The sequence below is a fragment of the Gillisia xinjiangensis genome (assembly GCF_046298265.1).
GTDB classification, from domain to species: domain Bacteria; phylum Bacteroidota; class Bacteroidia; order Flavobacteriales; family Flavobacteriaceae; genus Gillisia; species Gillisia xinjiangensis.
In genome coordinates, this window is sequence record NZ_JBKAHK010000002.1 from 440,869 (window position 1) to 467,414 (window position 26,546).

At 38.0% G+C, this 26,546-nt stretch carries 27 protein-coding genes; 20 read left to right on the plus strand and 7 right to left on the minus strand.

Features of this window, described 5'->3' with window-relative positions; genetic code table 11:
* The first annotated feature begins 51 nt into the window (after positions 1 to 51).
* The 9 genes from atpG (at position 52) to ACKGJN_RS03110 (ending at position 8,901) form a co-directional block, all read left to right on the plus strand.
* Entirely contained in the window at positions 52 to 912 is an 861-nt protein-coding gene (gene atpG, locus ACKGJN_RS03070; RefSeq protein ID WP_409537957.1) for an ATP synthase F1 subunit gamma, read from the plus strand.
* 175 nt (positions 913 to 1,087) lie between these two features.
* Positions 1,088 to 1,537 (plus strand): hypothetical protein, encoded by a 450-nt coding sequence (locus ACKGJN_RS03075; protein ID WP_409537958.1) that lies wholly within the window; start codon positions 1,088 to 1,090, stop codon positions 1,535 to 1,537.
* Positions 1,538 to 1,613: 76 nt separating this feature from the next.
* A complete protein-coding gene (locus tag ACKGJN_RS03080; protein WP_409537959.1) occupies positions 1,614 to 3,056 on the plus strand; it encodes an oligosaccharide flippase family protein in 1,443 nt (480 codons plus the stop codon).
* A gap of 11 nt (positions 3,057 to 3,067) precedes the next feature.
* On the plus strand, positions 3,068 to 3,694 hold the full coding sequence (locus ACKGJN_RS03085) for a plasmid pRiA4b ORF-3 family protein (protein WP_409537960.1): 627 nt from the start codon (positions 3,068 to 3,070) through the stop codon (positions 3,692 to 3,694).
* A 229-nt stretch (positions 3,695 to 3,923) separates the two neighbouring features.
* Positions 3,924 to 4,358, plus strand: a complete 435-nt coding sequence (dut, locus tag ACKGJN_RS03090; RefSeq protein WP_409537961.1) for a dUTP diphosphatase — start codon at positions 3,924 to 3,926, stop codon at positions 4,356 to 4,358.
* A gap of 117 nt (positions 4,359 to 4,475) precedes the next feature.
* Positions 4,476 to 5,486: a sugar phosphate nucleotidyltransferase gene (locus ACKGJN_RS03095; RefSeq protein WP_409537962.1), complete on the plus strand. Its 1,011-nt coding sequence runs from the start codon at positions 4,476 to 4,478 to the stop codon at positions 5,484 to 5,486.
* Between the two features lie 47 nt (positions 5,487 to 5,533).
* Positions 5,534 to 6,910 (plus strand): tetratricopeptide repeat protein, encoded by a 1,377-nt coding sequence (locus ACKGJN_RS03100; protein WP_409537963.1) that lies wholly within the window; start codon positions 5,534 to 5,536, stop codon positions 6,908 to 6,910.
* Entirely contained in the window at positions 6,911 to 7,678 is a 768-nt protein-coding gene (locus ACKGJN_RS03105; protein WP_409537964.1) for a DUF4292 domain-containing protein, read from the plus strand.
* Positions 7,678 to 8,901 carry a murein hydrolase activator EnvC family protein gene (locus tag ACKGJN_RS03110; RefSeq protein WP_409537965.1) on the plus strand — a complete coding sequence of 408 codons (1,224 nt, stop codon included), beginning with the start codon at positions 7,678 to 7,680 and terminating at the stop codon, positions 8,899 to 8,901. Before ACKGJN_RS03105 ends, ACKGJN_RS03110 begins: the two co-directional genes overlap by 1 nt.
* Positions 8,902 to 8,972: 71 nt before the next feature.
* Here the strand turns inward: ACKGJN_RS03110 and ACKGJN_RS03115 are convergent, their stop codons facing one another.
* Both ACKGJN_RS03115 and ACKGJN_RS03120 read right to left on the minus strand, forming a co-directional pair.
* Positions 8,973 to 9,485 (minus strand): acyl-CoA thioesterase, encoded by a 513-nt coding sequence (locus ACKGJN_RS03115; RefSeq protein WP_409537966.1) that lies wholly within the window; start codon positions 9,483 to 9,485, stop codon positions 8,973 to 8,975.
* 59 nt (positions 9,486 to 9,544) lie between these two features.
* Positions 9,545 to 10,477, minus strand: a complete 933-nt coding sequence (locus ACKGJN_RS03120) for an HU domain-containing protein (protein WP_409537968.1) — start codon at positions 10,475 to 10,477, stop codon at positions 9,545 to 9,547.
* Positions 10,478 to 10,651: 174 nt separating this feature from the next.
* Here ACKGJN_RS03120 and dprA point away from each other — a divergent pair, with 174 nt between their 5' ends.
* Positions 10,652 to 11,752 (plus strand): DNA-processing protein DprA, encoded by a 1,101-nt coding sequence (dprA, locus tag ACKGJN_RS03125; protein ID WP_409537969.1) that lies wholly within the window; start codon positions 10,652 to 10,654, stop codon positions 11,750 to 11,752.
* Here the strand turns inward: dprA and trpS are convergent.
* Positions 11,749 to 12,717, minus strand: coding sequence for a tryptophan--tRNA ligase (trpS, locus tag ACKGJN_RS03130; protein ID WP_409537970.1), 969 nt, complete (start codon positions 12,715 to 12,717; stop codon positions 11,749 to 11,751). The two genes, dprA and trpS, sit on opposite strands and share 4 nt — an antisense overlap.
* Positions 12,718 to 12,790: 73 nt before the next feature.
* On the opposite strand from trpS, the gene ACKGJN_RS03135 reads away from it, so the two are divergent.
* Positions 12,791 to 13,531 carry a lysophospholipid acyltransferase family protein gene (locus ACKGJN_RS03135; RefSeq protein ID WP_409537971.1) on the plus strand — a complete coding sequence of 247 codons (741 nt, stop codon included), beginning with the start codon at positions 12,791 to 12,793 and terminating at the stop codon, positions 13,529 to 13,531.
* Positions 13,532 to 13,533: 2 nt separating this feature from the next.
* Here ACKGJN_RS03135 and ACKGJN_RS03140 read toward each other — a convergent pair whose 3' ends face one another.
* From ACKGJN_RS03140 to recA, 4 genes are all read right to left on the minus strand, one after another.
* Positions 13,534 to 14,877: a hypothetical protein gene (locus tag ACKGJN_RS03140; RefSeq protein ID WP_409537972.1), complete on the minus strand. Its 1,344-nt coding sequence runs from the start codon at positions 14,875 to 14,877 to the stop codon at positions 13,534 to 13,536.
* Positions 14,878 to 14,879: 2 nt separating this feature from the next.
* Entirely contained in the window at positions 14,880 to 15,422 is a 543-nt protein-coding gene (locus ACKGJN_RS03145) for an RNA polymerase sigma factor (RefSeq protein WP_409537973.1), read from the minus strand.
* Between the two features lie 25 nt (positions 15,423 to 15,447).
* A complete protein-coding gene (locus ACKGJN_RS03150) occupies positions 15,448 to 15,870 on the minus strand; it encodes a hypothetical protein (protein WP_409537974.1) in 423 nt (140 codons plus the stop codon).
* Positions 15,871 to 15,990: 120 nt separating this feature from the next.
* Entirely contained in the window at positions 15,991 to 17,004 is a 1,014-nt protein-coding gene (recA, locus tag ACKGJN_RS03155; protein ID WP_409537975.1) for a recombinase RecA, read from the minus strand.
* A gap of 394 nt (positions 17,005 to 17,398) precedes the next feature.
* On the opposite strand from recA, the gene trhO reads away from it, so the two are divergent.
* The 9 genes from trhO to ACKGJN_RS03200 all read left to right on the plus strand — a co-directional run bounded on the left by trhO (position 17,399) and on the right by ACKGJN_RS03200 (position 26,433).
* The gene (gene trhO, locus ACKGJN_RS03160; RefSeq protein WP_409537976.1) at positions 17,399 to 18,757 is read left to right on the plus strand and encodes an oxygen-dependent tRNA uridine(34) hydroxylase TrhO; all 1,359 of its coding nucleotides are present in this window, start codon (positions 17,399 to 17,401) and stop codon (positions 18,755 to 18,757) included.
* A 30-nt stretch (positions 18,758 to 18,787) separates the two neighbouring features.
* On the plus strand, positions 18,788 to 20,002 hold the full coding sequence (locus ACKGJN_RS03165) for a U32 family peptidase (protein ID WP_409538375.1): 1,215 nt from the start codon (positions 18,788 to 18,790) through the stop codon (positions 20,000 to 20,002).
* A complete protein-coding gene (locus ACKGJN_RS03170; RefSeq protein ID WP_409537977.1) occupies positions 20,002 to 20,235 on the plus strand; it encodes a ferredoxin in 234 nt (77 codons plus the stop codon). The genes ACKGJN_RS03165 and ACKGJN_RS03170 overlap by 1 nt, the downstream gene beginning before the upstream one ends.
* A gap of 177 nt (positions 20,236 to 20,412) precedes the next feature.
* Entirely contained in the window at positions 20,413 to 21,576 is a 1,164-nt protein-coding gene (locus ACKGJN_RS03175) for a PSP1 domain-containing protein (RefSeq protein WP_409537978.1), read from the plus strand.
* Positions 21,569 to 22,057 carry a gliding motility lipoprotein GldH gene (locus ACKGJN_RS03180; RefSeq protein ID WP_409537979.1) on the plus strand — a complete coding sequence of 163 codons (489 nt, stop codon included), beginning with the start codon at positions 21,569 to 21,571 and terminating at the stop codon, positions 22,055 to 22,057. The genes ACKGJN_RS03175 and ACKGJN_RS03180 overlap by 8 nt, the downstream gene beginning before the upstream one ends.
* A 13-nt stretch (positions 22,058 to 22,070) precedes the next feature.
* On the plus strand, positions 22,071 to 24,389 hold the full coding sequence (locus ACKGJN_RS03185) for a penicillin-binding protein 1A (protein ID WP_409537980.1): 2,319 nt from the start codon (positions 22,071 to 22,073) through the stop codon (positions 24,387 to 24,389).
* Positions 24,390 to 24,476: 87 nt separating this feature from the next.
* Positions 24,477 to 25,178 (plus strand): CoA transferase subunit A, encoded by a 702-nt coding sequence (locus ACKGJN_RS03190; RefSeq protein WP_409537981.1) that lies wholly within the window; start codon positions 24,477 to 24,479, stop codon positions 25,176 to 25,178.
* Positions 25,179 to 25,265: 87 nt separating this feature from the next.
* The gene (locus ACKGJN_RS03195; protein WP_409537982.1) at positions 25,266 to 25,673 is read left to right on the plus strand and encodes a four helix bundle protein; all 408 of its coding nucleotides are present in this window, start codon (positions 25,266 to 25,268) and stop codon (positions 25,671 to 25,673) included.
* Positions 25,674 to 25,776: 103 nt separating this feature from the next.
* Positions 25,777 to 26,433 carry a CoA transferase subunit B gene (locus tag ACKGJN_RS03200; protein WP_409537983.1) on the plus strand — a complete coding sequence of 219 codons (657 nt, stop codon included), beginning with the start codon at positions 25,777 to 25,779 and terminating at the stop codon, positions 26,431 to 26,433.
* Positions 26,434 to 26,546: the final 113 nt, after the last annotated feature.

Here is a 26,546-nt window from a genome sequence, read left to right on the forward strand (position 1 = left end):
GTATTGAGCAACGGTTTTAAAGCTGGTGCTTAATACTCAATTCTATAAAAAATGGCAAACTTAAAAGAATTACGCAGCAGGATAACATCGGTTTCATCAACGATGAAAATCACCAGCGCTATGAAAATGGTGTCGGCCGCAAAGTTGAGCAAGGCCCAGGATTCCATTACCCAAATGCGTCCTTATTCTGAAAAGTTAACAGAACTGCTTCAAAGTTTAAGCGCAACTCTGGATGATGATACCAGCAGTAAGTATGCTGAGCAGCGCGAGGTGAAAAATGTCCTGATCGTTGCTATTTCCTCAAATCGGGGTCTGGCTGGTGCATTTAATAATAATATTGTAAAGGGAGTTAGACAAATCGCTGCTGAAAAATACAGCGATAAAAATGTTAGCCTTTACACTATTGGTAAAAAGGCAAGCGATGTATTGAAAAAAGGTTTCACTATTTCTGAAGCCAACAATGCCATCTACGACAATTTGGACTATGAGCATGTTGCTGTAATCGCAGAAGAATTGATGGAATTGTTTTTGAAAGGAACATATGATGAGATCGTATTTGTTTACAACCAGTTCAAAAATGCCGCAACTCAAATCATAACCAAAGAGCAATTTTTACCTATCGAGAAATTTGTTACGGATAAAAATGTCACCCTGGATTATATCTTTGAGCCAACAAAAGTAGAGATCGTTCGGGATTTGATCCCAAAATCTTTGAAAATGCAGCTTTTTAAGGCGATGAGTGATTCCCTTGCATCAGAACACGGAGCGCGTATGACAGCAATGCATAAGGCTACAGATAATGCTACCGAATTAAGGGATTCCCTTAAATTATCGTACAATAAGGCCCGTCAGGCTTCCATTACCAATGAAATTTTAGAAATTGTTGGTGGAGCCGAGGCTTTGAACAATTAGACGCAGCGATAGCGGAGTAAAATTTTCAAATGCTGAAGCGTTGAATAACTAAAGATCTTATTACAATTAAAACAATAGAAGTATAAATTATACCGAAAACCCCTGCAGAAGTGCCGGGGTTTTCTTTTGGCATTCATTTTGTTTTAGATAAATTAACTATTATAAAAATTTTACTATGAAATATTTCTATCTCGTATTTAGTACCGTATTTGCTGCAGTTTTGTTAAGCAGTTGTGGAAGTAATAAGGAACTTCAGGAGCGATCGCCCGCTCAATTCGATCAACCTTATTTTACTTCAACCGCCAATTCGTTACAACTCTTTATTCCGGTTAAAGCTATTCAGCCTAACAGGATTAGTCTTGACAGCGTATATTTCCGCGGAATGAAGTCGGCGCTGCAACAAGATCCAGAGAATAAAAGTATTTATAACGCTCATTTTAATACAGGAAAGCAAGATCTTATCATGAGTTCGGACCCCGCGGAAGAATATGCCAATAAGATGCCTCAAATGCCTGTTAAAGTTCCTTTTGAGCTAAAGGAAGATGAAGCTGTAATTGTTTTTAAGGAAAATAATAAAAAGAAATATTATAAAATTACGGGGATAAAAGAGGGTTCAAAAGAATAGTATTTACAAATAAGCGTTTATGCAGGCCGGAATTAACCGATTAATTAAGATATTTATACCTTAAACGAACCCCCTTTTGAGCACCTTAAAACGTTTTTTTCAGGATACCATCATTTACGGTTTCGCAACAGTATTGCCAAGGCTCATGAATTTCATTCTTGTGCCTTTGCATGTTACGGCGCTATCCACGGTTGGATATTCGGTAAATACCACTTTTTATGTCTGGGCCGCATTTTTTAATGTGATCCTGACCTATGGTATGGAAACAGCTTTTTTTAGGTATTTTAGTCAATCGGAGAAGAAGAATCTGGTTTTTTCCACTGCATTTATAAGTCTTACGCTAACAACCGTAATTTTCTTTTTTGTTGTTTTTATACTTAGGGATCACATAATAGGTTTGGTGGACCTCAATCCGGATTATTTCAATATGCTTTTGGGAATTTTAGCCCTGGATACATTAGTGGTGGTGCCATTTGCATTTTTAAGGGCCTCCAACAGGCCACTGAAATTTGCAGCCGTTAAGATCTTTAATATTGTTTTGGTGGTCTTGGTGAATTTTTACTTTCTATGGCTTATACCAAAGCATACTTCACTAATTCCCGATTTCATTTTAAATAACTATTCTGAAACCGACAAAGTCCAGTATATTTTTCTTGCAAATTTAATCGCCAGCGGTGCGACTTTCCTGATCTTGTTGCCATATTTTTTCAGAACAAGTATTGCATTTAGCAGCGACATTTTCAAACAAATGTGGAAATATGGCTGGCCCATTATGGTTGCCGGGATAGCATTTGTGATCAATGAAATGCTGGATAAGATCCTTTTGAAGGAAATGGTTTCAGATGAAATTATGGGAGCCTATGCTGCCTGTTACAAACTCGCTATTTTTATGACCATTTTTGTCCAGGCTTTCCGGTTAGGGGCAGAACCTTTCTTTTTTAACCAGGCAAAACAGGAAAATGCAAAACAAACCTATGCCAATATTCTCAACTATTTTGTGATCCTGGGAAGTTTGATCTTTATTGTTATGGTTGTATTTTTGGATTTATTCAAGATGCTTATCGTTCCAAATCCTGATTATTGGGTTACCATTTCAATTGTACCCGTTATTTTGTTGGCCAATTTATTCCTGGGGATTTATCACAACCTTTCGGTTTGGTACAAATTAACCGATAGGACAAAACTTGGGATGTATATATCTATAATTGGTGCCATAATTACCATTGGCCTTAATTTATGGCTTATTCCCATGATCGGTTTTATGGCATCGGCCTATACAACACTCGCTGCCTATGGCACAATGATGCTTGTTTCATATTACCTGGGAAGAAAATATTATCCGGTTCCCTATGATATTAAAAACATATTTTTGTACCTGTTTATCTCAATAGGATTTGCAGTGATTTCCTTTAATTTTTTCAGGGGAAATTATTTTGTAGGAACTGCTTTTGTAGTTTTGTTCTTAATGTTTGTCTTTATAAATGAACGGAAGGATTTCAAAAAAATCATCAATCATTAAAATATTGAAGTATGGACGAAATGGCGGTACAACTTAAGATTTCTTTAAAAAATTCTAAGCCTCCCATCTGGAGACGGGTTTTGGTGAAAAGTTCGATCTCTTTTTATGAATTGCATTATACCATTCAAATAGCGATGGGTTGGGGGAATTTTCATTTATATGAATTTAAGATCGGGAATTACCGAATTGGAATTATAGATGAAGATTTTGATGATCCGCTATCTGTTAGCTCGGATGTTATTGACGCTACCGAAATAACCCTGGATGAAGTGCTTTCAAAAGGTGAGGTTAAAAGTTTTACCTATGAATATGATTTTGGCGATGGATGGATTCATTCCATTGTTGTTGAAAAAACCTTGCCTTTAGATCGGGATACATATTACCCTGTTTGCATTAAAGGAAAACTTGCTTGCCCTCCTGAAGATTGCGGAGGTTTATACGGGTATTACAATCTTTTGGAAATAATATCGAATAAAAAACATCCTGAATATGAGGATATGTTAGAATGGATGGGCGGTAGATTTGATCCAATTGAATTTGAGGTGGAGGATGTAAATGTTGACCTTGAAGACATAGAAGGAATTATGGGAGGGGAAGACGAAGATTTTGATGGTGATTTTGATGATGATTTTTTATAATAGATAATTTCACATCAGTCATCAATAATTATTTCAATGCTGGGTTGTTAAGAAAGCGAACATCAATCCTGCCTTGATGGTAAGAAGGAGCTACGAAAAAAGAATGTCTAAAGGCTTCCAATAATTTATTATTCATGTGTTAGAGGCAATTTTAATGATGTTCAACGTATTTAAATACAAGCCCTAACATTAGTATTATTACGTTTATAACTCAAAAAAATATATTAAAATGAAAATAAAAATAATCAATAAGTCTTCTCATAAATTACCACATTACGAAACAGAAGCTTCTGCAGGCATGGATTTGAGAGCCAATATTTCAGAAGCAATTACGTTAAAACCATTGGAACGCAGTATCGTGAAAACCGGTTTGTTTATAGAATTACCTATGGGCTATGAAGCTCAGGTAAGGCCCCGAAGCGGACTCGCTGCAAAAAAAGGAATAACAGTGCTCAATTCACCTGGCACTATAGATGCAGATTACAGGGGAGAAATTGGCGTTATTCTTGTAAATCTGTCCAACGAAAATTTCACCATTGAAAATGGAGAACGCGTGGCACAGTTGGTAATTGCAAAACACGAACGGTCAGAATGGATACAAGTCGAAGAACTTGAAGAAACCCAAAGAGGAGCCGGCGGCTTCGGCAGCACCGGAACCAAATAATAAATTTATTAAACAATAATATAAAAAACAGAAGAAAGAATATAGATAATAAACAATTAAGTTGACACAAATCTAATATCTAAATTCTAACTACTCAATACTCAATACTACTTTATTATGAAAATAATTGTACCTATGGCGGGTCGTGGTTCACGACTTCGCCCTCATACCTTAACTGTTCCAAAACCTTTAATTCCCATAGCCGGAAAGCCTATCGTTCATCGTTTGGTGGAAGATATCGCAAAAGTACTGGATGAAAAAATTGAGGAAGTCGCATTTATTATTGGAGTCGATTTTGGTGAAAAAGTTGAAAAAGACCTTATTAGGATCGCAGAAAGTCTTGGCGCAAAAGCCAGTATTTATTACCAGGATAAACCTTTGGGAACCGGTCACGCGATCATGTGTGCCAAGGATTCTCTTGAGGGTCCCGCAGTTATCGCGTATGCCGATACACTTTTTAAAGCAGATTTCTCACTCGATAAAGATGCCGATAGTGTTATCTGGGTGAAACAGGTGGAAAATCCCAATGCCTATGGCGTGGTGAAACTAAATGAAAAGAACCAAATTACAGATCTTGTTGAAAAACCGGAAGAATTTGTTTCAGACCTTGCTGTGATAGGAATTTATTATTTTAAAGATGTTTCCGTTCTAAAGGAGGAATTACAAACCGTATTGGATGAAAATATTATTCGTGGCGGGGAATACCAGATCAATGACGGAATTGAGGCGATGAAGCAAAAAGGCTTGATTTTTGTTCCCGGAAAGGTAGACGCATGGATGGACTGCGGAAATAAAGACGTTACCGTAGAAACCAATGGAAGGATCCTGAAATTTTTGCATCAGGACGGTGAAAAGCTGATATCAGATTCTGTTAAGATCACAAATTCTGAAATTACGGAACCTTGTTACATAGGCGAAAATGTGGTTTTGGAAAATGCGAAGATAGGTCCAAATGTTTCCATTGGAGATGGTTGTGTGGTAAAGGATTCCACTATAAAAAACAGTTTAATTCAGAATTTTTCTGACATAAAAAATGCAAACCTGGACAATGCAATGATTGGGAGTTATGCTAAATTTAATGGTGATTTTACCAGTATTAGCATTGGAGATTATTCGGTGTTGGAATAAATAACCACATTTTGGTCCCCTTGGTTGAGCGTTAATAATGAAAAAGAGTGAAAAAGAAGGTCTACATAGTTATACTGATGTTTTTGGGGATTTTATTTTCTTCCGAAGCAATTGCACAGGAGATTGAAACTCCTGCTCAGGATGTTAATGTAGATGATCTGGGAACTGTAACCGACGAATTTCAGGAATATTTTTTTGAAGCCTTAAAGCAAAAAGCTATCGAGAATTACGAAAAAGCGATTGTTGCTCTTCAGAAATGCGAAAGCTTGCAACCTGAGAATGCTGTAATTCATTTTGAGCTTGGAAAGAATTACAATGCACTTGAAAAGTACGAACAGGCTATTCCCAGTTTGCAAAAGGCCAATAGATTAAAGCCCAATCAGGAATGGGTGCTGGTGGAATTGATGGATGCCTTTCATGATGCTAGGGATTATGAACAGGCTATTTTGATAGCTGAAAAATTGCTTCCTTTTAATTCAAAATACAATGAAAATCTGGCCGATATTTTATTTGAAAGCAAACAGTATGATGCCTTATTAAGCTTGCTGGATAAATTGGATTCTGAACTTGGTTTAACAGAATACAGAACAGGTCTTAGACAGCAAATTTATGCACTTACCGATAATACTCCGGCGCAAATTCAGGTTTTACTGGATGCGATAAAACTTAATCCTGAAAATGAAAGGAATTATCTCAACCTGATATTTGTTTACAGTGAGCAGGATATGCAGAAAGAAGCTTTTGAAACCGCTAAAAATATGGAAAAAATATTTCCTACTTCAAAAGTGGTTCATCTGGCTTTGTATAAATTTCATCTGGATTCAGGAGAAACAAAGGCAGCTCTGAATTCCATGAAACTTATCCTGGAGGCTGAAGAAATTGATCCCGAGTCGAAGTTTAAGGTTTTGAATGACTTTTTGCTGTTTGTAAATGAAAATCCTTCATATGAGGATGAATTACTGGAAGTTGCTGAAATGTTTTCAAAATCTGAAAGTAGTCCGGAGATCTATCAAAGATTCGGGGAATATTATCTTAAAAAAAACCAGAAGGAAAAAGCGCTCGGGTATTTTGAACTGGGCATTGAAAAAAACCTTGACAATTTTGATCTTTTGCGGAATACATTGCTATTGCAACTGGATCTTTCAAAACTTGATAATGCTCTAAAATTAAGTGATAAGGCCATAGAAATTTTCCCTGCCCAACCAATCCTGTACCTCATTAAGGGTGCTGCGTTAAATAAGAAAAAGGAATTTACAGAAGCAGCGGAAATACTTACATTTGGCCTAGATTATTTAATAGATAATCAAATAATGACCGCCGAATTCTATGATCAATTGTCTATAACCTACACCGGACTTGGAAACGCTGAAAAAGCGATAGAATTCAACGAGAAGGCGGCAGAAATTAAAAAAAGTCAGAATTAAATGTATAAGAAAGCATTCACCCTACTGAGTATATGTTTATTGATTATTTCCTGTAAGAGCAGGAAAGAACCTGTTGAAATTGAAGATACAGCAACCGCAAAAGTTGTTGCAATGCACTATAGCAACGAAGCCGATTTTAAAACCATGAACAGCCGGTTACGCCTGAAATATCAGGATGAAGACCGTTCACAATCGGTTACGGTGAGTTTTAGGATGCAAAAAGATAGTGTGATCTGGATGAGTGCTCAATTACTCGGAATTCCATTGGCAAAGGCCATTATCACCAGGGATAGGGTGAGTTACTACGAGAAGATAAACAAAACCTATTTTGACGGAGATTACAGATTGCTCAGCAAGTGGCTGGGAACTCCTTTGGACTTTGATAAATTGCAGAATTTGTTAACTGGACAGGCCATATATGATCTAAGGTCAGACCGTTATAAATTAACCGAATCCATTCAGGGATATCAATTGGTACCTTTACTGGAATTGGGGATCATCAAAAAAATTTTCCTGCTTGATTCCAAAAGTTTTAAGACAATCGCCCAGCAATTATCCCAGGAGAAGGAAAACAGAAACGTGACCGTTACCTATCCAAAATACCAAAGGGTGAATGGAAGAACTATTCCGGAGGAGATTAGGATCGTGGCCAATAGCCAGGGAAGTGGTACCCAGATAGAGATCTCCTTTAAATCGGTAACTTTTAACGACCCGGTGAGTTTCCCTTTTGAAATTCCTTCAGGTTATGATGAAATCGCTATAGAATAATGAGGTTCAAAAACAGTATTTCGCTCTTATTTCTTCTGGTTGTTCTCTATACCGGGAATATTTCAGTGTATTCGCAAACCAGTCGTGAGGATTTGGAAGAACGCCGTCTGGAACTTCGGGAAGAAATTCAAAGGATCAACAGTTTAAGAACTTCAAATAAAAACAAGGAAAAATCCGTTTTAACCGAAGTGGAGGACCTGGACCGCCAAATAAGAACTACAGAAAATTTGATAAAGGTTACCAACCAACAGGCGAATTTGCTTACGCGCGATATTAATTCTAACACGAATAAAATTCAGAGTCTACGGAAGGAACTGGAGAAATTAAAGGAAGATTATGCTCAAATGATCGAAAAATCTTTTAAGAGTAAATCCCAGCAAAGCAGGGTGATGTTTTTATTGTCTTCTGAAAGCTTCTTACAGGCCTACAAGAGGCTTCAATACATGAAACAGTACGCGAACTATAGAAAACAGCAAGGAGACGAAATAAAGCTTCGTACAGTAGAAATGCAGGAGCTGAACGCAAGTTTGATCAAGCAGAAAAAAACAAAGGATATCTTAATTGCTGAAAATAGGGAAACCCGGGCACAATTAGGGAAAAACCGACAATCTCAACAGGTTCTTATAAAAAGTATAAGACAAAAGGAGGGTCAGTTTGCATCGCAAATCAAGAAAAAACAGCAGGAGATCAGCGCGATAGATAAACAAATTGATGAAATTATAAGGGCTTCCATCGCTGCTGCCAATAAGGAAAGCGGTTCAACCTCCCGGGATGTTTATGAATTAACCCCAGAAGCAAAAGCGCTTGCGGCAAATTTTGCAAGCAATAAAGGGAAACTTCCATGGCCGGTTCGATCTGGTGTTGTCACTACCCGATTTGGAACGCAACCGCACCCGGTTGTGAAATCAATAAGCATAAACAGCAACGGCGTGCGTATTGAAACCGATAAAGGTGGAAAAGCACGGGCGGTTTTTGGAGGAACAGTAAGTGAAGTCCAGGCCGTAAAAGGTGCAAATAAAGCCGTAATGGTAAGGCACGGAGATTATCTTACCATTTATAACAATCTTTCCAAGGTATATGTTAATAAGGGAGATGTTGTTTCTCTGGGTCAGGATATAGGAGAAGTTGCTACCAGCAGCAGTTCAGGTAAAACAACACTCTATTTCCTTATCTATAAAAACATGGATAAACTGGATCCTTCAGATTGGATCTTACGGATGTAAATTGTGGATGAAAAACCTTAAATATGACTAATTCCTGATTAATAACGTTGATGGAAATAATGTGGGATGCTCTAATCTTTAAACAACGCTTTCAGCTCGGTAGCATCTTTTGGTTTCATTTTTCCGGCAAGAACCAAACTTAGCTGTTTTCTTCTTAAGGCAGCATCGAAACGTTCTTTTTCAAGTTCTGTTTCAGGGTTCAAAGCAGGAACTATAACCGGAGATCCGGTTTCATCTACGGCAACAAAAGTATAAATGGCTTCGTTGGCTTTAGATCGTTTTCCGCTTTCTCGGTCTTCCACCCAAACATCTATAAAGATTTCCATAGAGCTTTTAAAGGCACGGGAAACAGCCGCTTCTACAGTAACCACGCTTCCTAAAGGAATCGCTTTGTTAAACGCAACGTGATTTACAGAGGCGGTCACAACGATCCTTCGGCTATGCCTTCTTGCGGCAATACTCGCTGCACGATCCATTCTTGCCAATAGTTCCCCACCGAATAAATTATTAAGCGGATTGGTTTCACTTGGTAAAACAAGGTCTGTAAGGGTAGTACGGGAATCGCTGGGAGTTCTTGATTGCATTCTGCCAATTTTCTGGCAAAGGTACAAGCCATTCCAGCTGTTTACAAGTTAATGAAGTATTAAAATTCCTGAATAAGCATCCAGGCTCCTTCATTCGATTTTTTGGCTTTTCTCAACATAACCATGGCCTCCGGTCTGGTTTGGAAACTACCATAAACCACCTGATGAAGTCCAAATTTGTTTTCGCCAATATAACGGGCTTTAAAACCTTCAGTCCTTAACTCGGTTACTTTTTGATGGGCGTTTTCTTCCACACGGAAAGCACCTGCAACGATGTGATAATCTCCAAGTTGTTTGGTCACTTTAAAAGTGATTTCCGGAAGTGGATTATCTATAACGAATGTAGCCTGTTGAATTTGTTGTTGTAATTGAGATTCTGCAGCCTGCTGTTCAGCAACATTATGCTGGCTTACCTGATTGCTGTAAATATTCAAACCGGTAAACCCGGCAAGGCCTAAAGCTATTAATCCTATGGCGGCATATTTCAAATAAGGCCTGCTTTTTCTTCTTTCAGGAGTGAAAAGGAAAGGTACTTTCTCCTCGAGTTCCTGAACCTGTTTTTTATAAACTTCCCGTTTCACCGCATAAGCCGGGATAGTGCTTAAACCAAATGCTTCCGAAAGAAAATTGGTTGCTTTAAAAGGTTCAAATGTTAAATTTCCTTCAGAAGAAACAGAGAAATTCCCCAAAGCATCTAAAGTCACTTTATTTTCTTTTTCCAGTTGTTCGTTGATTTGCTGAACAAATTCTTCCACCTTATAAACAGCGGCAGGATATGAGATCTCCTGTACTTCTGAAATATAGTTTACCAATAATCCATCACTTTTCTTTAATTGTGCATTAAAGGAAACCTGCTTTTTAGGCGGGAAAAAAGTTTTGGAATCTTCGTCGAAATGTGCCGACTCTGTTTGGGTTAAAAATGCCCCAAAACCTGGAAGGATGACACATTCGTAACGGTAAAGTAAATCAGAGATGAAAGTAGCTATGGTCATAATAACAAAAGTAAGATTTTAAGCAACAGCATAAAATTAGCTAAAGATATCTTATTAACAAATCTTTTTTTGAGTATTTTTAATACTCCCTGAATGTTATTAATCATTGAAAATGAATAATGTACAGCGATTTGATCTCATTAGTTCATTTTACCGGGCAAAGCTTTTAAAATTATGGATTTATCTGACTTACTTTACGTTCTGGCTTTGCAACATATTCCAAATTTGGGAGATAGTACTGCTAAAAAACTCATCAGGCATCTTGGATCTGCAGAAGCAGTGCTGAAATCAAAAAAGGAAAGCCTCCTGAAAATTGATGGAATTGGAAACATCAAGCTGAAAGGATTGCATGATTCTGTGCATTTACGTGCTGCGGAAGATGAACTTAAGTTTATTCAGGAAAACAATCTTCGATATGATTATTACCAGGATCCGAATTATCCGGAAAAACTCAAACATTGTAATGACGGGCCAATTTTGTTGTTTTCCCGTGGAAAAATAGATTTGAAGAACAAAAAAATAATAAGCGTGGTTGGCACCCGAAATATTACTGTTAATGGGACCGCTTTTTGTGAAAAGCTTATTGAGGAACTGGCTCCTTTAGATCCGGTTATTATTTCCGGATTTGCTTACGGTGTAGATATTACCGCACAAAAGGCAGCGGTTAAAAATAAATTACAAACCATTGGTTGTCTGGCTCATGGCCTAAACCAGATATATCCAAAAATTCATTCAAAATATGTTGAACAGATCGAAGAAAACGGAGGTTTTTTCACCGATTTTTGGTCTACCCAGGCATTTGAACGCACCAATTTTTTAAAACGAAACAGAATAATTGCAGGGCTTAGCGAAGCTACACTAGTGATTGAAAGTGCCGAAAAAGGGGGATCGCTTGTAACTGCAGATATCGCGAATTCTTATAATCGCGAGGTTTTTGCAGTTCCCGGAAGACCAAATGATTCACAAAGCCGTGGGTGTAATAACCTTATAAAATCTCAAAATGCCCATGTGCTTACAAGCGCTGCAGATCTTATTTACATCCTTAACTGGGATCTTAATATCGTACAATCGGTGGTGCAAAAACAACTTTTTGTGGAATTGGATTCCCTGGAGCAGCCAATCCATAATTATTTAAGAGAAAACGGAAAGCAGCAACTGGATACCATCGCCCTAAGCTGTGAGATCCCAACCTACAAAGCTGCCGGATTATTGCTTGAAATGGAATTAAAAGGGGCCATACGGCCCCTTCCGGGAAAATTATTTGAAGCTATTTAGTAACCCAGTTTGGTCCGCACCCTTAAAAGTACCTCGTTGGCTGTTTCAAATGCCTTTTTTGCACCTTTTTTCAAGGCTGCATCTATTTCTTCGGGATGTTCCATATAATACGTATAGCGCCTCCGTTGGTTTTCAAATTTATGGATAATAAGCTCGTAAAGGGCCTGTTTGGCGTGGCCATATCCATAGTTGCCCTCCAAATATTTAGTTCGCATTTCTTTGATTTCTGCAGCCGTTCCTAGGAGTTTGTACAAAGCAAAAACATTACAGGTTTCAGGATCTTTTGGAGCTTCCAGCGGAGTACTGTCGGTTGCGATACTCATGATCTGCTTGCGAAGTTCCTTATCTGAAAGAAATAGGTTTATCACATTTCCTTTGGATTTGCTCATTTTTTCGCCGTCGATCCCGGGTATATATTTGGTGTCTTCCTGCACCTTTGCTTCAGGAATTACAAATGTATCTCCCATTTGAGCATGGAATCTTGATGCCACATCCCGAGTCATTTCAATATGTTGCAATTGATCTTTTCCTACAGGAACGATTTCGGCATCATAAAGAAGAATATCTGCAGCCATTAACATAGGATACGAAAACAAGCCTGAATTCACGTCTTCAAGTCTATCGGCTTTGTCTTTAAAGGAGTGTGCCAGGGTTAAGCGTTGGTATGGAAAAAAGCAGCTTAAATACCAGGAAAGTTCGGTTACCTGTGGAATATCACTTTGCCGGTAAAAAACGGTTTTTTCAATATCGAGACCAAATGCAAGCCACGTAGCCGCGGTAGAGTACGTGTTTTCCTTTAAAACCGATGCGTCTTTAATTTGGGTGAGGGAATGCAGGTTTGCGATAAATAAAAAAGAATCATTTTCAGGCCGATTTGCCATTTCAATCGCCGGAATTATGGCGCCCAATAAGTTTCCAAGATGGGGAGTGCCTGTGCTTTGCACTCCGGTAAGTATTCTTGCCATTGAATTTTTTAATTTTCACAAAGGTACTTCTTTTATGGAATTGGCTTAATTCATTTTAGTATTTTTGGCTCTTATGAAGATATTCAAAAAATTTCTGATCCTTCTTTGGCGAATCTGGTTCTATGTGTTAATGGGAATACCCATAATTATAATGCTGCCCTTTTTGGTCTTTTTCACCTCTTCAGAAAAGTACTACCCACAGTATTTTGCCTGTGCAAGAATATGGGCGAAATGCATTGTTTATGGGATGGGATTTTTTCCGAAAAAAATATCTTCGGCTCAATTAAAAAAGGGAGAGAGCTATATGTTTGTAGCAAATCATACTTCCATAATAGACATTATGTTAATGTTGACGGTGATAGATCATCCGTTTGTATTTGTAGGAAAAAAGGAGCTTACCAAAATTCCGCTTTTTGGATATTTCTACCGGCGAACCTGTATTTTGGTGGACAGAAATAGTCAACGGAGTAAATTTCAGGTATTTGAAGAAGCGCAGCGCAGGTTAAAGCAGGGAAACAGTATTTGTATTTTTCCGGAAGGTGGAGTTCCCGAAGATAAAAACCTGGAACTTACTAGCTTTAAGGAAGGTGCTTTCAGGCTGGCGATAGATCATCAAATCCCTATAGTACCAATTACTTTTCACGATAACAAGAAGCGATTTTCCTATACTTTTTTCTCTGGAAGTCCTGGGAAAATGAGGGCTAAAGTGCACGAAATTATTCCTACCGAAGGAAAAACTCAGGAAGACAAAAGAGTTGTTAGGCAGGAAACCTATGATTTGATTCTGAAGGAATTAAGAAATCCTTCTTTGTAGGTTTAGAATTTGAAGCTGAAACCGGAATAAACCCCAAAGAAATAAGGATTTACATTGCTCGTGTTTTCATTGAACGCATTCATTTGGTATTTAAAAATAGGTTCAAGATTTAATTCGAACTTTGGAGAAATATTGTAGTCCAATCCTACCCCGATGTTTGTTGTAAAACTTAAATTATTAAGATTATTGGATGCTCCAAGATTGGTGGAAAAATCGGCTGAATTAAGAGAAATCATATTCCTGTCCAGGAAGAGCGTACTTCCACCTCCAATAATATTGATGCCTATCTTTTTATCAACAATCACATATTCAATTTCTAAGGGAACTTCAATAAAACCTATTTGCTGATTTAAATATCCTGTTGTTGGAGAAGCCAGGCTTGCCCGGTTGAATTCTGCAGAAGCACTAATATTGCTGAATGGACGGGCAATAGTGTTCTCTATTCTGAAATTTGGGATCTTATCACCATAATTAATCCCTTTTAAAGCAACCGGGTTAACTGTTGCGGTAAATGCGATATTGTTGGTGTTATAACTCATATCCACCTTGCTTATACCGGTACGGATCTTTATTTTTTCTGAAATTTGGTACGCAAAATTTATTCCGTAGGAAAGGGTGATCTCACTGCTGTTTTCATTATTGGCAAAACGTTGATCTATCGCATTTCCGCTTCCCATATTATTATAAAAAATAGGTGCAGCCATGGTAGAAACTTTTAATTTTCCTGAAATACTGGATTTTTCGCTAATTTGGGATAGCGCGTCTTTTGAGTCAAGGTTTGCAATTGGGAGATCGCGTTTTTTGGTAGTAGAGGTCTCCGCTACTTCTGCCATCCCTTCAGCTTTTAAATCTTCAAAATCTGAAAATGTATATGCTCCATTTTCGGAATTTATGGGAAGTGTTGTATTGCTTATATTTCCAATACTTCCAAAAGTTACTTCGTCATTATTTTTCTCACTTCTGAAATATGCTGCCTGCGCTTCAATAGCTTCCCTATTTTGGGTATTCTGCCTCAAAGCCTGAAGTATAATGGAAGACCGGATCATATTTTCGGTATAAGCCTGCGAAGCAAGACTTACCTCAAGAAAAGTTTCATCCATCAAGGCTGAAGCTGTTTGTGATCCCTGCGAATTATTGGTTTTGAACAAACCGTTGGTATAACTTATAAACAGCGCCAGTACAGCTGCAACTCCAGCCATTCTATACCAAAGAGGTAAAACGCTTTTTTTACGTTTCTTTTCATGTAATTTGGTGGAAATATTCCTCCAGACTTCCTCGCGTGGACTAGCCTCGAAATCTTTGAATTTCTCCTGATATACTCTGTCTATATGCTTTCTTTCCTCCATTACTATGATGAATGCACGGCCAGTTTTTCCTGGCTGGCTTCAATTTTTTCTTTTAATATTATTCGGGCTCTTGCCAAATTGGATTTGGAAGTGCCTATTGAAATTTGAAGCATTTCTGCAATTTCCTTATGAGAAAACCCATCCAATGCATACAAATTAAAAACCTGACGGTACCTGTCCGGTAATGCGTGGATTATCTCCAGTAAATAATCGATGGATACCTCTTCCTCATCGATTTCAAGAGCGGGCTCTCTAAGCTGTTCTTCATTAACAAGCTCAAAAACAGTTTGTTTCCTGTATTTCTGAAGAGCGGTGTTAATCACAATTCGCTTCATCCAACCTTCAAAAGAACCTTTATCCTGATATTGCAAAATTTTATCAAATATTGTCATAAAACCATCCTGCAGATTGTCTTCAGCCTGCTGATAGCTATTTGAATATTTAAGGCACACTGCAAATAATTTATTGGCATAAAGCCTATACAGTTGTTCCTGTGCTTTTATATCCTGTTTCTTACAATTGTGTATGAGCTGATTTAAACTCAAATGTCTGGGAAATTGTTAGTTAATATTACATTCCTGGACGGGTTACGGGGACTTCCACGGTTAAAAACTGAACCTCTCCTGCTGCATTTTCACCCTGCCAGAATTTAAAGATATAAAAATCATCCCTATCTGCAACAAAATTTAATTTTGTGCTTGTATTTAAATTTCCTGTGCGCTCACACGTTGTATTGCTTACGTGATAACTTGTTACCACGCCAATAGTTATTAAATTACTGCTTTTTGAAATATCAAATCCGGAAAAAAAGTCACACGCAGTAGGGCGTTTGTAATTGATTTTAATCTCGTATTCCTGGTTATATTCAAAATGCTCTGGTAATTCTACATTTGTTATAACCGCCAGATTCTGCATCATTCCGCCGTTGTCTTCATCGCTGGAGCAGGCAGTCATTATTGCTGAATAAAAAAATAACAGTAGTAATTTTTTCATCTGAAAAATTGACTGAATAAGTAGGTTACACTTATCAGATGCAAATAAGGTTAAAGGGTTGCGTGAATAAAAAACAAAAATCCCGCATTTGCGGGATTTTTGTTTAATGTGAAGATTATTTTATTCCTTAGCGATCTTAATAGCGGCCTTGATTTTTTCTTCCAATTCCTCCATGAGCTCAGGATTATCCTTAAGTACAGCTTTTACAGCATCGCGGCCCTGGCCTAATTTAGTATCTTCGTAGCTAAACCAGGAACCACTTTTCTTAATGATTTCATAATCTACTCCTATATCTATTATCTCCCCTATTTTGGAAATTCCTTCCCCGTACATAATATCAAATTCTGCGGTTCTAAAGGGCGGAGCAACTTTGTTTTTTACGACTTTTACTTTCGTCTTATTCCCTAAAACATTGCTGTTTGCATCTTTTATTTGAGTTGATCTTCTTATATCAAGCCTAACCGATGCATAAAATTTAAGGGCATTTCCACCGGTAGTTGTTTCAGGATTACCAAACATAACACCTATTTTCTCCCTAAGCTGATTGATGAAAATCACGGTACAATGGGTTTTGCTGATGCTGGCAGTTAATTTTCTTAAAGCCTGGGACATAAGCCGTGCATGAAGTCCCATTTTTGAATCTCCCATTTCTCCTTCAATTTCACTTTTAGGAGTAAGAGCGGCAACAGAATCTATCACAATTATATCAATAGCTCCAGATCTAATCAAATTATCGGTTATTTCCAAAGCTTGCTCTCCGTTATCGGGTTGAGAGATAATCAGGTTTTCAAGATCTATTCCAAGGCTTTCCGCATAAAACCTGTCAAAAGCATGTTCGGCATCAATAAATGCTGCAATTCCACCCGCTTTTTGCGCTTCGGCGATGGCGTGTAAAGTTAAAGTTGTTTTTCCTGAAGATTCCGGGCCATAGATCTCAATGACTCTTCCACGCGGATATCCACCTACGCCCAAAGCCAAATTTAAACCTAAAGATCCTGTAGAAATAGCTTCCCCTTCATAAATAGGCTGATCGCTCATCTTCATTACGGTTCCTTTTCCGTAAGTTTTATCCATTTTATCAAGGGTAAGCTTTAATGCTTTTAATTTAGCTTCTTTTTCTTTTTCGTCGACCATAATATTTTTTCTAATTTTTATAAATGCGTGCAGCTAAAATACTATAAGTTTTGATTCGCTACAATTTAACGCGCAACCTTTTGTAATTGTTTGCTTCTTAATTTTAAAGAAGCAGTATTATGAGGTTTCTTAAAACCAGTTTAAACTTGGATCGACCTGGCGCTGCTACTACAATTTTATTGAGTTGTAGCAGCAGGGTTGATGGTGGCTAACTCGTTATTAGTTTTTTACGATAGTAAATAAAAAATAATAATAACGAATTAGCCGTTCGAAAAAAAGCATCAAATGACCAATTTGATGCTTTTTTTATTGACTGACCTCATAAAATCAGTACTTTTGCAGCCTGTTCTTCCATTTAGAACAAATTATATTTCTCACTTAAACCGTTTATAGCATGCAACTATACAACACCTTAAGCGCAGAAGAAAGGGCCGGGCTTATAGACGAAGCGGGCAAACAACGACTGACGTTGTCTTTTTATGCGTACGCAAAAATTGAAGATCCGGAATCTTTTAGAAACGCCTTATTTTTAGCCTGGAACCCTTTGGAGGTCTTGGGTAGAATTTATGTAGCCAAAGAAGGCATTAACGCTCAACTCTCCCTTCCTGCGGATAATTTTTATGAATTCAAAAAAGTTATTGAAGAATATGATTTTATGCGGGGAATTCGCCTGAATATCGCTGTGGAACACGATGATCATTCTTTTTTGAAGTTAACGATTAAGGTGCGCAATAAAATTGTTGCAGATGGGCTTAACGATGAAAATTTTGATGTTACCAATATTGGAATTCATTTAAAAGCCGAAGAATTCAATAGTTTTTTGAACGATCCAAATACAATTGTAGTGGATATGCGGAATCACTATGAGAGCGAAATTGGTCATTTTAAAGGCGCAATTACTCCCGATGTTGATACCTTTCGGGAATCCCTTCCCATTATTGAAACCCAACTTGCAGCACATAAGGAAAACAAAAATCTGTTGATGTATTGTACCGGTGGAATTCGGTGTGAAAAAGCAAGTGCCTTTTTTAAGCACAAAGGATTTAAAAACGTCTACCAGCTGGAAGGCGGAATTATAGAATATACGCGCCAAATAAATGCTGAAAAATTAGAAACAAAGTTTATTGGTAAAAACTTTGTTTTTGACCATCGACTTGGGGAGAGGATTACCGATGATATAATTTCCCAATGTCATCAATGTGGAAAACCTTGTGACAATCATACTAATTGCGCTAATGATGCCTGTCATTTGCTCTTTCTTCAATGTGATGAATGTAGCGATGCAATGGAGGATTGTTGTTCTTCCGAATGCCTGGAGATTATTAAATTGCCGTTGGCAGATCAAATTAAATTGCGGAAAGGACTCGATAAGGGAAATATGATCTTCAAGAAAGGAAAATCAAAGGACCTGAAATTTAAAAAATCGGGAGATCTGCCGGATGCTGCTTTAGCCGTATTCAAAAAGCCAAAAACTATCCGTAAACGCATTTCGAAAAAAAAGGTTTTAATCGGAAAAGGGGAGCATTACTATACCAAATCTAAAATAGGATTATTTGTATTGGACAGAAACGAATTAAAGATCGGAGATAAAATCAGCATTTCAGGACCGACAACCGGCGTTCAGGAATTCACATTAGATCAAATGTACGTGAATGGCAAACTTGCAAACATTGCAAATGCCGGAGATAAAATAACCCTCTCCTTACCTTTTAGAATAAGGAAATCGGACAAATTGTTTAAAGTAATTCAATAGGAAATCGTGGAAAAAGGAAAAATTGAATTAATGGCTCCCGCGGGAAATTTTGAATCCCTTCAGGCTGCAATTCAAAACGGGGCAGATTCGGTTTATTTTGGAGTGGATCAATTAAATATGAGGGCGCGCGCATCTGTCAATTTTACAATGGATGATTTATCTGAAATTGTAAGAAGATGTGAAGAAAAAAATATGCGTACCTATTTAACCCTTAACACCATTGTTTACGATCACGATCTATCAGTAGTAAAAACACTTCTGAACAGAGCAAAGGAAGCCGGGATCACGGCTGTGATAGCTTCAGACCAGGCGGTAATCGCCTCAGCAAGGGGGATAGGAATGGAAGTGCATATCTCTACTCAACTTAATGTAACAAATATTGAAACTGTAAAATTTTACAGTTTATTTGCCGATACGATGGTGCTTTCCCGGGAATTGAGTTTACGACAGGTAAAGCATATTACAGATCAAATTGAAAAAGATGAGATAAAGGGGCCTTCCGGGAATTTGGTGGAAATTGAAATATTTGGCCATGGGGCACTTTGCATGGCGGTTTCAGGAAAGTGTTATTTGAGTTTGCATTCAGATAATTCTTCGGCAAATCGTGGCGCCTGTAAACAAAGCTGCCGAAAAAAATATACGGTAACAGATCAGGAAACAGGTTTTGAAATTGAGCTTGACAACGAATATATGATGTCGCCAAAAGACCTTTGTACCATAGATATTCTGGATCAGGTGATCGCTTCAGGCATACAGGTCCTAAAAATTGAGGGTCGTGGCAGGGCACCAGAATATGTAGCAACTGTGATCAAAACATATCGTAAGGCAATAGATGCTTATTACCTTGGGACCTATTCAAAGAAGAAAGTAAGCTTGTGGATGGATGCGTTAAACACGGTTTACAATAGGGGATTTTGGTCTGGGTATTACCTGGGACAAAAATTGGGAGAATGGTCCAATCACAATGGCTCAGAAGCCACGCAAAAAAAGATATACATAGGGAAAGGCACCCATTATTTTCCCGAAGCCGGAGTTGCTGAGTTTAAAATTGAGGCCTACGACATCAAAAAAGGAGATAAAATATTGATAACCGGACCCAGCACAGGAGTGGAGGAAGTAGTTATTGAGGATATGTTTGTAAATGATCTACCATTCGAAAAAGCAAAAAAAGGCGATAACATTACCCTGAAATTACCTTTTAGGGTGAGAATGTCAGATAAATTATATAAAATCACACAAGCCTGATGGTTGTGATTACTTTACAAAGAAAAAAGTGTATTGGTTGCAACTACTGTGTTGAGGTTGCTCCTCAGCAATTTCAAATGTCAAAAAAAGACGGGAAAAGTGTATTATTAAAATCTGTAGACAGCAAAGGCTTTTTTACACTTAAGTCTCACAATTATTCAATTTTAGAGGCTTGTGAAGCCGCTTCAAAGGCTTGTCCCGTAAAGATCATTACAGTAAAAGAGACAAACTGAATGTCTTTTAGCGTATTTGCTAATATTGGAACAGCTTCTTTCGTTTAAATACCAATATAAAACAAAGGAAATTTAACCATCATTTAAAAAGTGATATATTTACCTTTTAGAATTATTTACGAATCTAAAATTCAACAGGTATAAGCCTTGTTAGAATTTCAATATATAAAAAAGAGTATGGGATGTAGCAGTTGTGCGACCGGGAAAGACGGTCAGCCAAAGGGATGTAAGAACAATGGTACCTGTGGTACAGATGGATGTAATAAATTAACTGTTTTTGATTGGCTTTCAAATATGTCACTCCCTGGAGGGGTTGAACCCTTTAATTGTGTGGAGATCCGTTTTAAGAACGGAAGAAAAGATTTCTTCAAAAACACTGAAAGATTAACGCTGAGTATTGGAGATGTAGTGGCAGTGGAAGCTTCACCGGGTCACGATGTGGGGATTGTAACCCTTACCGGAGAACTGGTACGGGTACAAATGAAGAAGAAAAAAGTGGCTATTGATAGCCCTGAAATTCTGAAAATATACAGGAAAGCTACTCAACGGGATATTGATATCTGGCAGGAAGCCAGGAACAAAGAAGATAAAATGAAAGTTCGTGCGCGGGAAATAGCCATCAGGCTAAATCTTCACATGAAAATTAGCGATATTGAATTTCAGGGAGATGGTTCTAAAGCAACCTTTTATTATACTGCAGAAGAACGTGTGGATTTCCGCCAGCTAATTAAGGAATTCGCAGTAGAATTCAGTACTCGTATAGAGATGAGGCAAATAGGTTTCCGGCAGGAAGCTGCAAGATTGGGAGGAATTGGATCCTGTGGAAGGGAACTTTGCTGTTCTACCTGGTTAACAGATTTTAGATCGGTAAATACCTCAGCGGCAAGATATCAACAACTATCACTGAATCCTCAAAAACTGGCAGGACAATGTGGGAAACTAAAGTGTTGTTTGAATTACGAATTAGACACCTATCTGGATGCCTTAAAAGCTTTTCCAAAAACAGAAGTGAAGTTATTTACCAAAAAAGGAACCGCGGTATGTCAGAAAACAGATATTTTCCAGGGATTTTTATGGTATGCCTATGAAGGAGATTGGATGAACTGGCATAAATTAACCCCGGAGCAGGCAAATAAAATCATAAAAGCCAATATAGACAGGGAACCGGTAAACAGCCTGGAAGAATATGAGGTAATGATCGAGAAAGAAGATACTACAAAATCCGATTTCAATAATGTGGTTGGACAGGATAGTTTAACAAGATTTGACACCCCAAAAAGCACCAATAAAAAGCGCCGTAAAAATAAACGCCGAAAACAAAATCCATCAAAAAATGAATAGATTGTTCTTATGGATGTTGGTTATAGCCGCAACAGGATTTGTATCCTGCGACTCTAAACGGGTTTATGATGAATACCATTCTATTTCAACAGCATGGAATAAAGATTCTATAGTTACGTTTAAGCTTCAAAATATAGATCCGGATAAAAAATATGACCTGTTTATTAATGTTCGGAATAACAACGAATTTAATTTCAGCAATTTATTTTTGATAGCAGAGATTCAGTTTCCGCAGGGAAAAGTTATCACCGATACCCTGGAATATGAAATGGCAGCCCCCAGCGGGGAATGGCTTGGCACGGGATTTGGGAATGTTAAGGAAAATAAACTCTGGTACAAAGAGCAGGTGAGTTTTGAAGAACCCGGCCAATATGTGGTTTTTCTTAAACACGCAATGCGAAAAAACAACAGTGAACAGGGAATTGAAAACCTGGAAGGTATAACACAAATTGGTTTTCGGATAGAAGAAGCCCCAAAATAATTTTAGTGCAGTTATGGCAAACCCGTCAAAAAAAACAACATCTAAACCGGTTAAAAAAACTGGTTTCACAAAATATATCATAGGATTCTGGACACTTTTTGGTGTTGGGATCTTAATAATCATACTCCTGTTTCTTATGGCAGGATGGGGTGCATTTGGGACAATGCCCAAATTTGAAGAACTGGAAAATCCTGAAACAAATCTTGCTACCGAAATATTTTCATCAGATGGGGAAACTCTTGGGAAATATTACAGCGAGAACAGAACGCCAATAAAATATGATGATTTGCCAAATCATCTTGTTCAGGCCCTTGTTGCGACGGAAGATGAACGTTATTATGAACATGCTGGAATAGATGCTATTGGAACGATGAGAGCCGCAGTTTATTTAGGTGCACGTGGAGGAGCGAGTACCATTCCGCAGCAGTTGGCAAAACTTTTATTTACAGACAATGTTTCTCAAAATTTCGTTGGAAGGGTGATGCAAAAATTCAAGGAATGGATTATTGCAATTCGTCTTGAGCGCCAGTATACCAAGGAAGAAATCATCACCATGTATCTTAATAAATACGATTTTATTTACCAGGCGGTAGGAGTTCGTTCTGCATCCAAGATATATTTCAATAAAGAAGCAAAGGACCTTAAAATTGAGGAATCGGCTGTTTTGGTGGGAATGCTTAAGAATTCAGCATTATACAATCCTGTTCGCAGGCCGGATTTGGTAGTACAACGCAGGAATCAGGTTTTGAAGCAAATGCAAAAAAACGGATTTCTCACCAGCGAGGAAAAAGATTCCTTGCAGGCACTTCCTATGAAAATAGAATTCACGCCTCAAGGTCATGATGAAGGGATCGCGACCTATTTCAGGGTGTACCTTCAGGGATTTATGAGGGACTGGATTCAGAAAAATCCGAAGCCAGATGGAACAGAGTACAATATATACCGGGACGGTTTAAAGATTTACACCAGTATAGATTCCAGAATGCAGAAATATGCTGAAGAAGCCGTAACAATGCATATGTCCAACCTTCAGAAGGAATTTAATTATCAAAACAGGAACAATAAAACAGCTCCTTTCAGGGATATTAATGAGGACGAAGTTGAAAGCATCATAAAAAGATCCATGAAGGTTTCAGACCGATGGAAAAAGATGGAAGCTCAGGGAAAATCCAGGGAAGAGATTGTTAATTCCTTTGAGAAATTAACGGAGATGAGCGTGTTTAGTTGGCAAGGCATTAAAGATACTGTCATGACACCACGTGATTCCATCCTATATTATAAATCTTTCCTAAATGCCGGCATGATGTCTATGACTCCGCAAACCGGCGAAGTAAAAGCCTGGGTAGGTGGTATCAATTTTAAGCATTTTAAATATGAGCATGTAAAGCAGGCTAAACGTCAGGTAGGTTCTACCTTTAAGCCATTTGTGTACGCTACGGCTATAGATCAGTTAAAACTATCTCCTTGTGATACCTTGCCCAGAAATCATTTTACTATTGAAGCCGGTAACCTGGGATCTCAAAATGATTGGTCCCCATCCAACAGCGATAATAAATATGATGGAATGCTTACCTTAAAGCAAGCACTTGCTCAATCTGTAAACACGATAAGCGCAAGATTAATTGCCAAGACAGGTCCCAAACCGGTAATTGAGCTACTTGATAAATTGGGTGTGGATACCAAAGATATTCCAAATGTGCCATCTATTGCACTTGGAACTGCCGATATGAGCGTTTTTGAAATGGTTTCAGCCTATAGCACTTTTGCCAATGAAGGTGTTTATGTAAAACCTGTAATAGTCAATCGTATAGAAGATAAAAACGGAACGGTATTGTATCAGCACGTACCAGAAACCAGGGATGTCCTTAATAAAGAATCTGCTTATATTACCGTGAACCTTATGGAAGGGGTAACTCAGGGAGGTTCCGGAACAAGACTTCGTGGAACCTGGGCCGGAAATCAGGATCATTATAAAAGAGCGGTCACAGGATATCCATACGACTTTAAAAACCCAATTGCCGGAAAAACCGGTACTACGCAAAACCAGAGTGATGGTTGGTTTATTGGAATGGTGCCAGACCTTGTTACAGGAGTATGGGTGGGAGGTGAAGATCGTGCCGTGCATTTTCCAGGAATTACTTATGGCCAGGGAGCAACGATGGCTTTGCCTATATGGGGGATTTATATGAAAAAGGTCTATGCAGATAATGATCTTGAAGTTTCTTCCGGTGCTTTTCCAAGACCAGAGAATTTATCAATTGAGATAGATTGTAGTAAATACAATGGTAAAAATTCAGATCATCAATACATTCCGGACGAACTTGATTTCTAAAATGTCTTAAAGTCGCACTTAAATTCCCTAGAAGAAAACGTTGTAGTAAGATCATTAATTTTGTAAATTTCCACAAAATGAAATTCAATGATCAAAAAAACTGTTAATAACGTACAGGAAGCAATGAAAGGAGTTCATGACGGAATGACCTTTATGCTTGGGGGTTTTGGCCTGAGTGGAATTCCCGAAAATGCAATTTCAGAATTGGTGCGTCTTAATCTTAAAAACCTCACCTGCATTTCCAATAATGCCGGGGTAGACGATTTTGGCCTCGGCCTTTTGCTTCAAAAAAAACAAATCAATAAAATGATATCTTCCTATGTGGGGGAAAATGCAGAATTTGAGCGGCAAATGCTTAGTGGTGAACTGGACGTAGAATTAACCCCGCAGGGAACACTTGCCGCAAAATGTCAAGCCGCTCAGCAGGGATTTCCCGCCATTTATACGCCAGCCGGCTATGGTACCGAAGTAGCTGAAGACAAGGAAACCCGTGAATTTGACGGGAAAATGTATGTGCTTGAAGAAGCCTATAAAGCCGATTTTGCTTTTGTAAAAGCCTGGAAAGGGGATGAAGCCGGGAATTTGATATTTAAAGGAACGGCCCGAAATTTTAATCCTCTCATGTGTGGAGCTGCAACAATAACCGTAGCCGAGGTTGAAGAATTGGTAAAACCGGGGGAACTCGATCCAAACCAGGTACATATCCCGGGAATTTTTGTGCAGCGAATTTTTCAGGGAAAGGATTATGAGAAGCGTATCGAGCAGCGTACAGTCAGAAAGAAAGATTGATTTGAAGATGTGATAATTTAAAAATATTTACGTTAATCTCTGCACTCCCGATAGTTATCGTGGGCGGTTTTTTGTTAATCAGCAATAGTGAAACGTGAAATGAGAAAGAGTAAAACTGAAGTTGAAATTATAAGGAACGAAAAGGTAAATCTTATTGTAAATAAAACCTTCAGTTTTGCATTGGAAGTTATGGATTATTCAGAAAAATTAAGATTATTGCACAAGTATGAAATGGCTTCTCAGCTTTTTAAAAGTGGAAATTCTATTGGTGCAAATACGTGGGAGGCCCAAAATACAGAAAGTAATGCAGATTTCATTCACAAATTTAAAATAGCTGCGAAAGAAGCAGATGAGGCAAATTACTGGCTTAAACTCTTCACTGCTTCAAAGCATTATCCGGATCCACCTTTAGATATAGAAACAGAATTAAAGTCCATTATTTTAATTATTTCAAAATTATCAGTAGTAGTAAAAAACGTTGATTTCAGAATCTAAAAATTTTCAAATAGAATATTGTTTTCAATATCAATTTAGTAATTAAAAAAGGGAAGATTTGAATTTTCAAATCTTCAAATCAACAAATTTTCAAATTAATAATATGTTAGATAAAAACGGAATAGCAAAACGCATTGCGAAGGAAGTAAAAGATGGCTTTTATGTGAATCTTGGAATTGGAATCCCAACTTTGGTGGCCAATTATGTAAGGGATGATATAGAAGTGGAATTTCAGAGTGAAAACGGGATTTTAGGAATGGGACCCTTTCCATTTGAAGGGGAGGAAGACGCCGATTTGATCAATGCAGGGAAACAAACAATTACAGCCCTGCCTGGGGCAAGCTTTTTCGACTCTGCCATGAGCTTTGGAATGATTCGGGGGCAACACGTAGATCTTACAATCTTAGGCGCTATGGAAGTAGCAGAAAATGGTGATATCGCCAACTGGAAAATTCCCGGAAAAATGGTGAAGGGAATGGGAGGTGCTATGGACCTGGTTGCTTCCGCAGAAAATATTATTGTAGCAATGATGCATACAAACCGTGAAGGGGAGTCAAAGGTGCTTAAAAGATGCTCCTTACCCCTAACCGGAGTAGGTTGTGTTACAAAAGTGGTTACCAATCTTGCAGTGCTGGAGGTCACCGATAAAGGATTTAAACTTTTGGAACGCGCACCGGGAGTAAGTGTTGAGGAAATTAAAAATGCTACCGAAGGAACTCTTTTAGTTGAAGGGGATATCCCAGAAATGCAGTTGAATTAGATTCCTCTTTTTTAAAAAAGAGGGGTATGTAAAGTATAAAAAAATCACAGCATTTCTTTAAAGAAAACACTATGATTTTTAGTTTTAAAAAAGAGTTGGAGATAGTAACTATA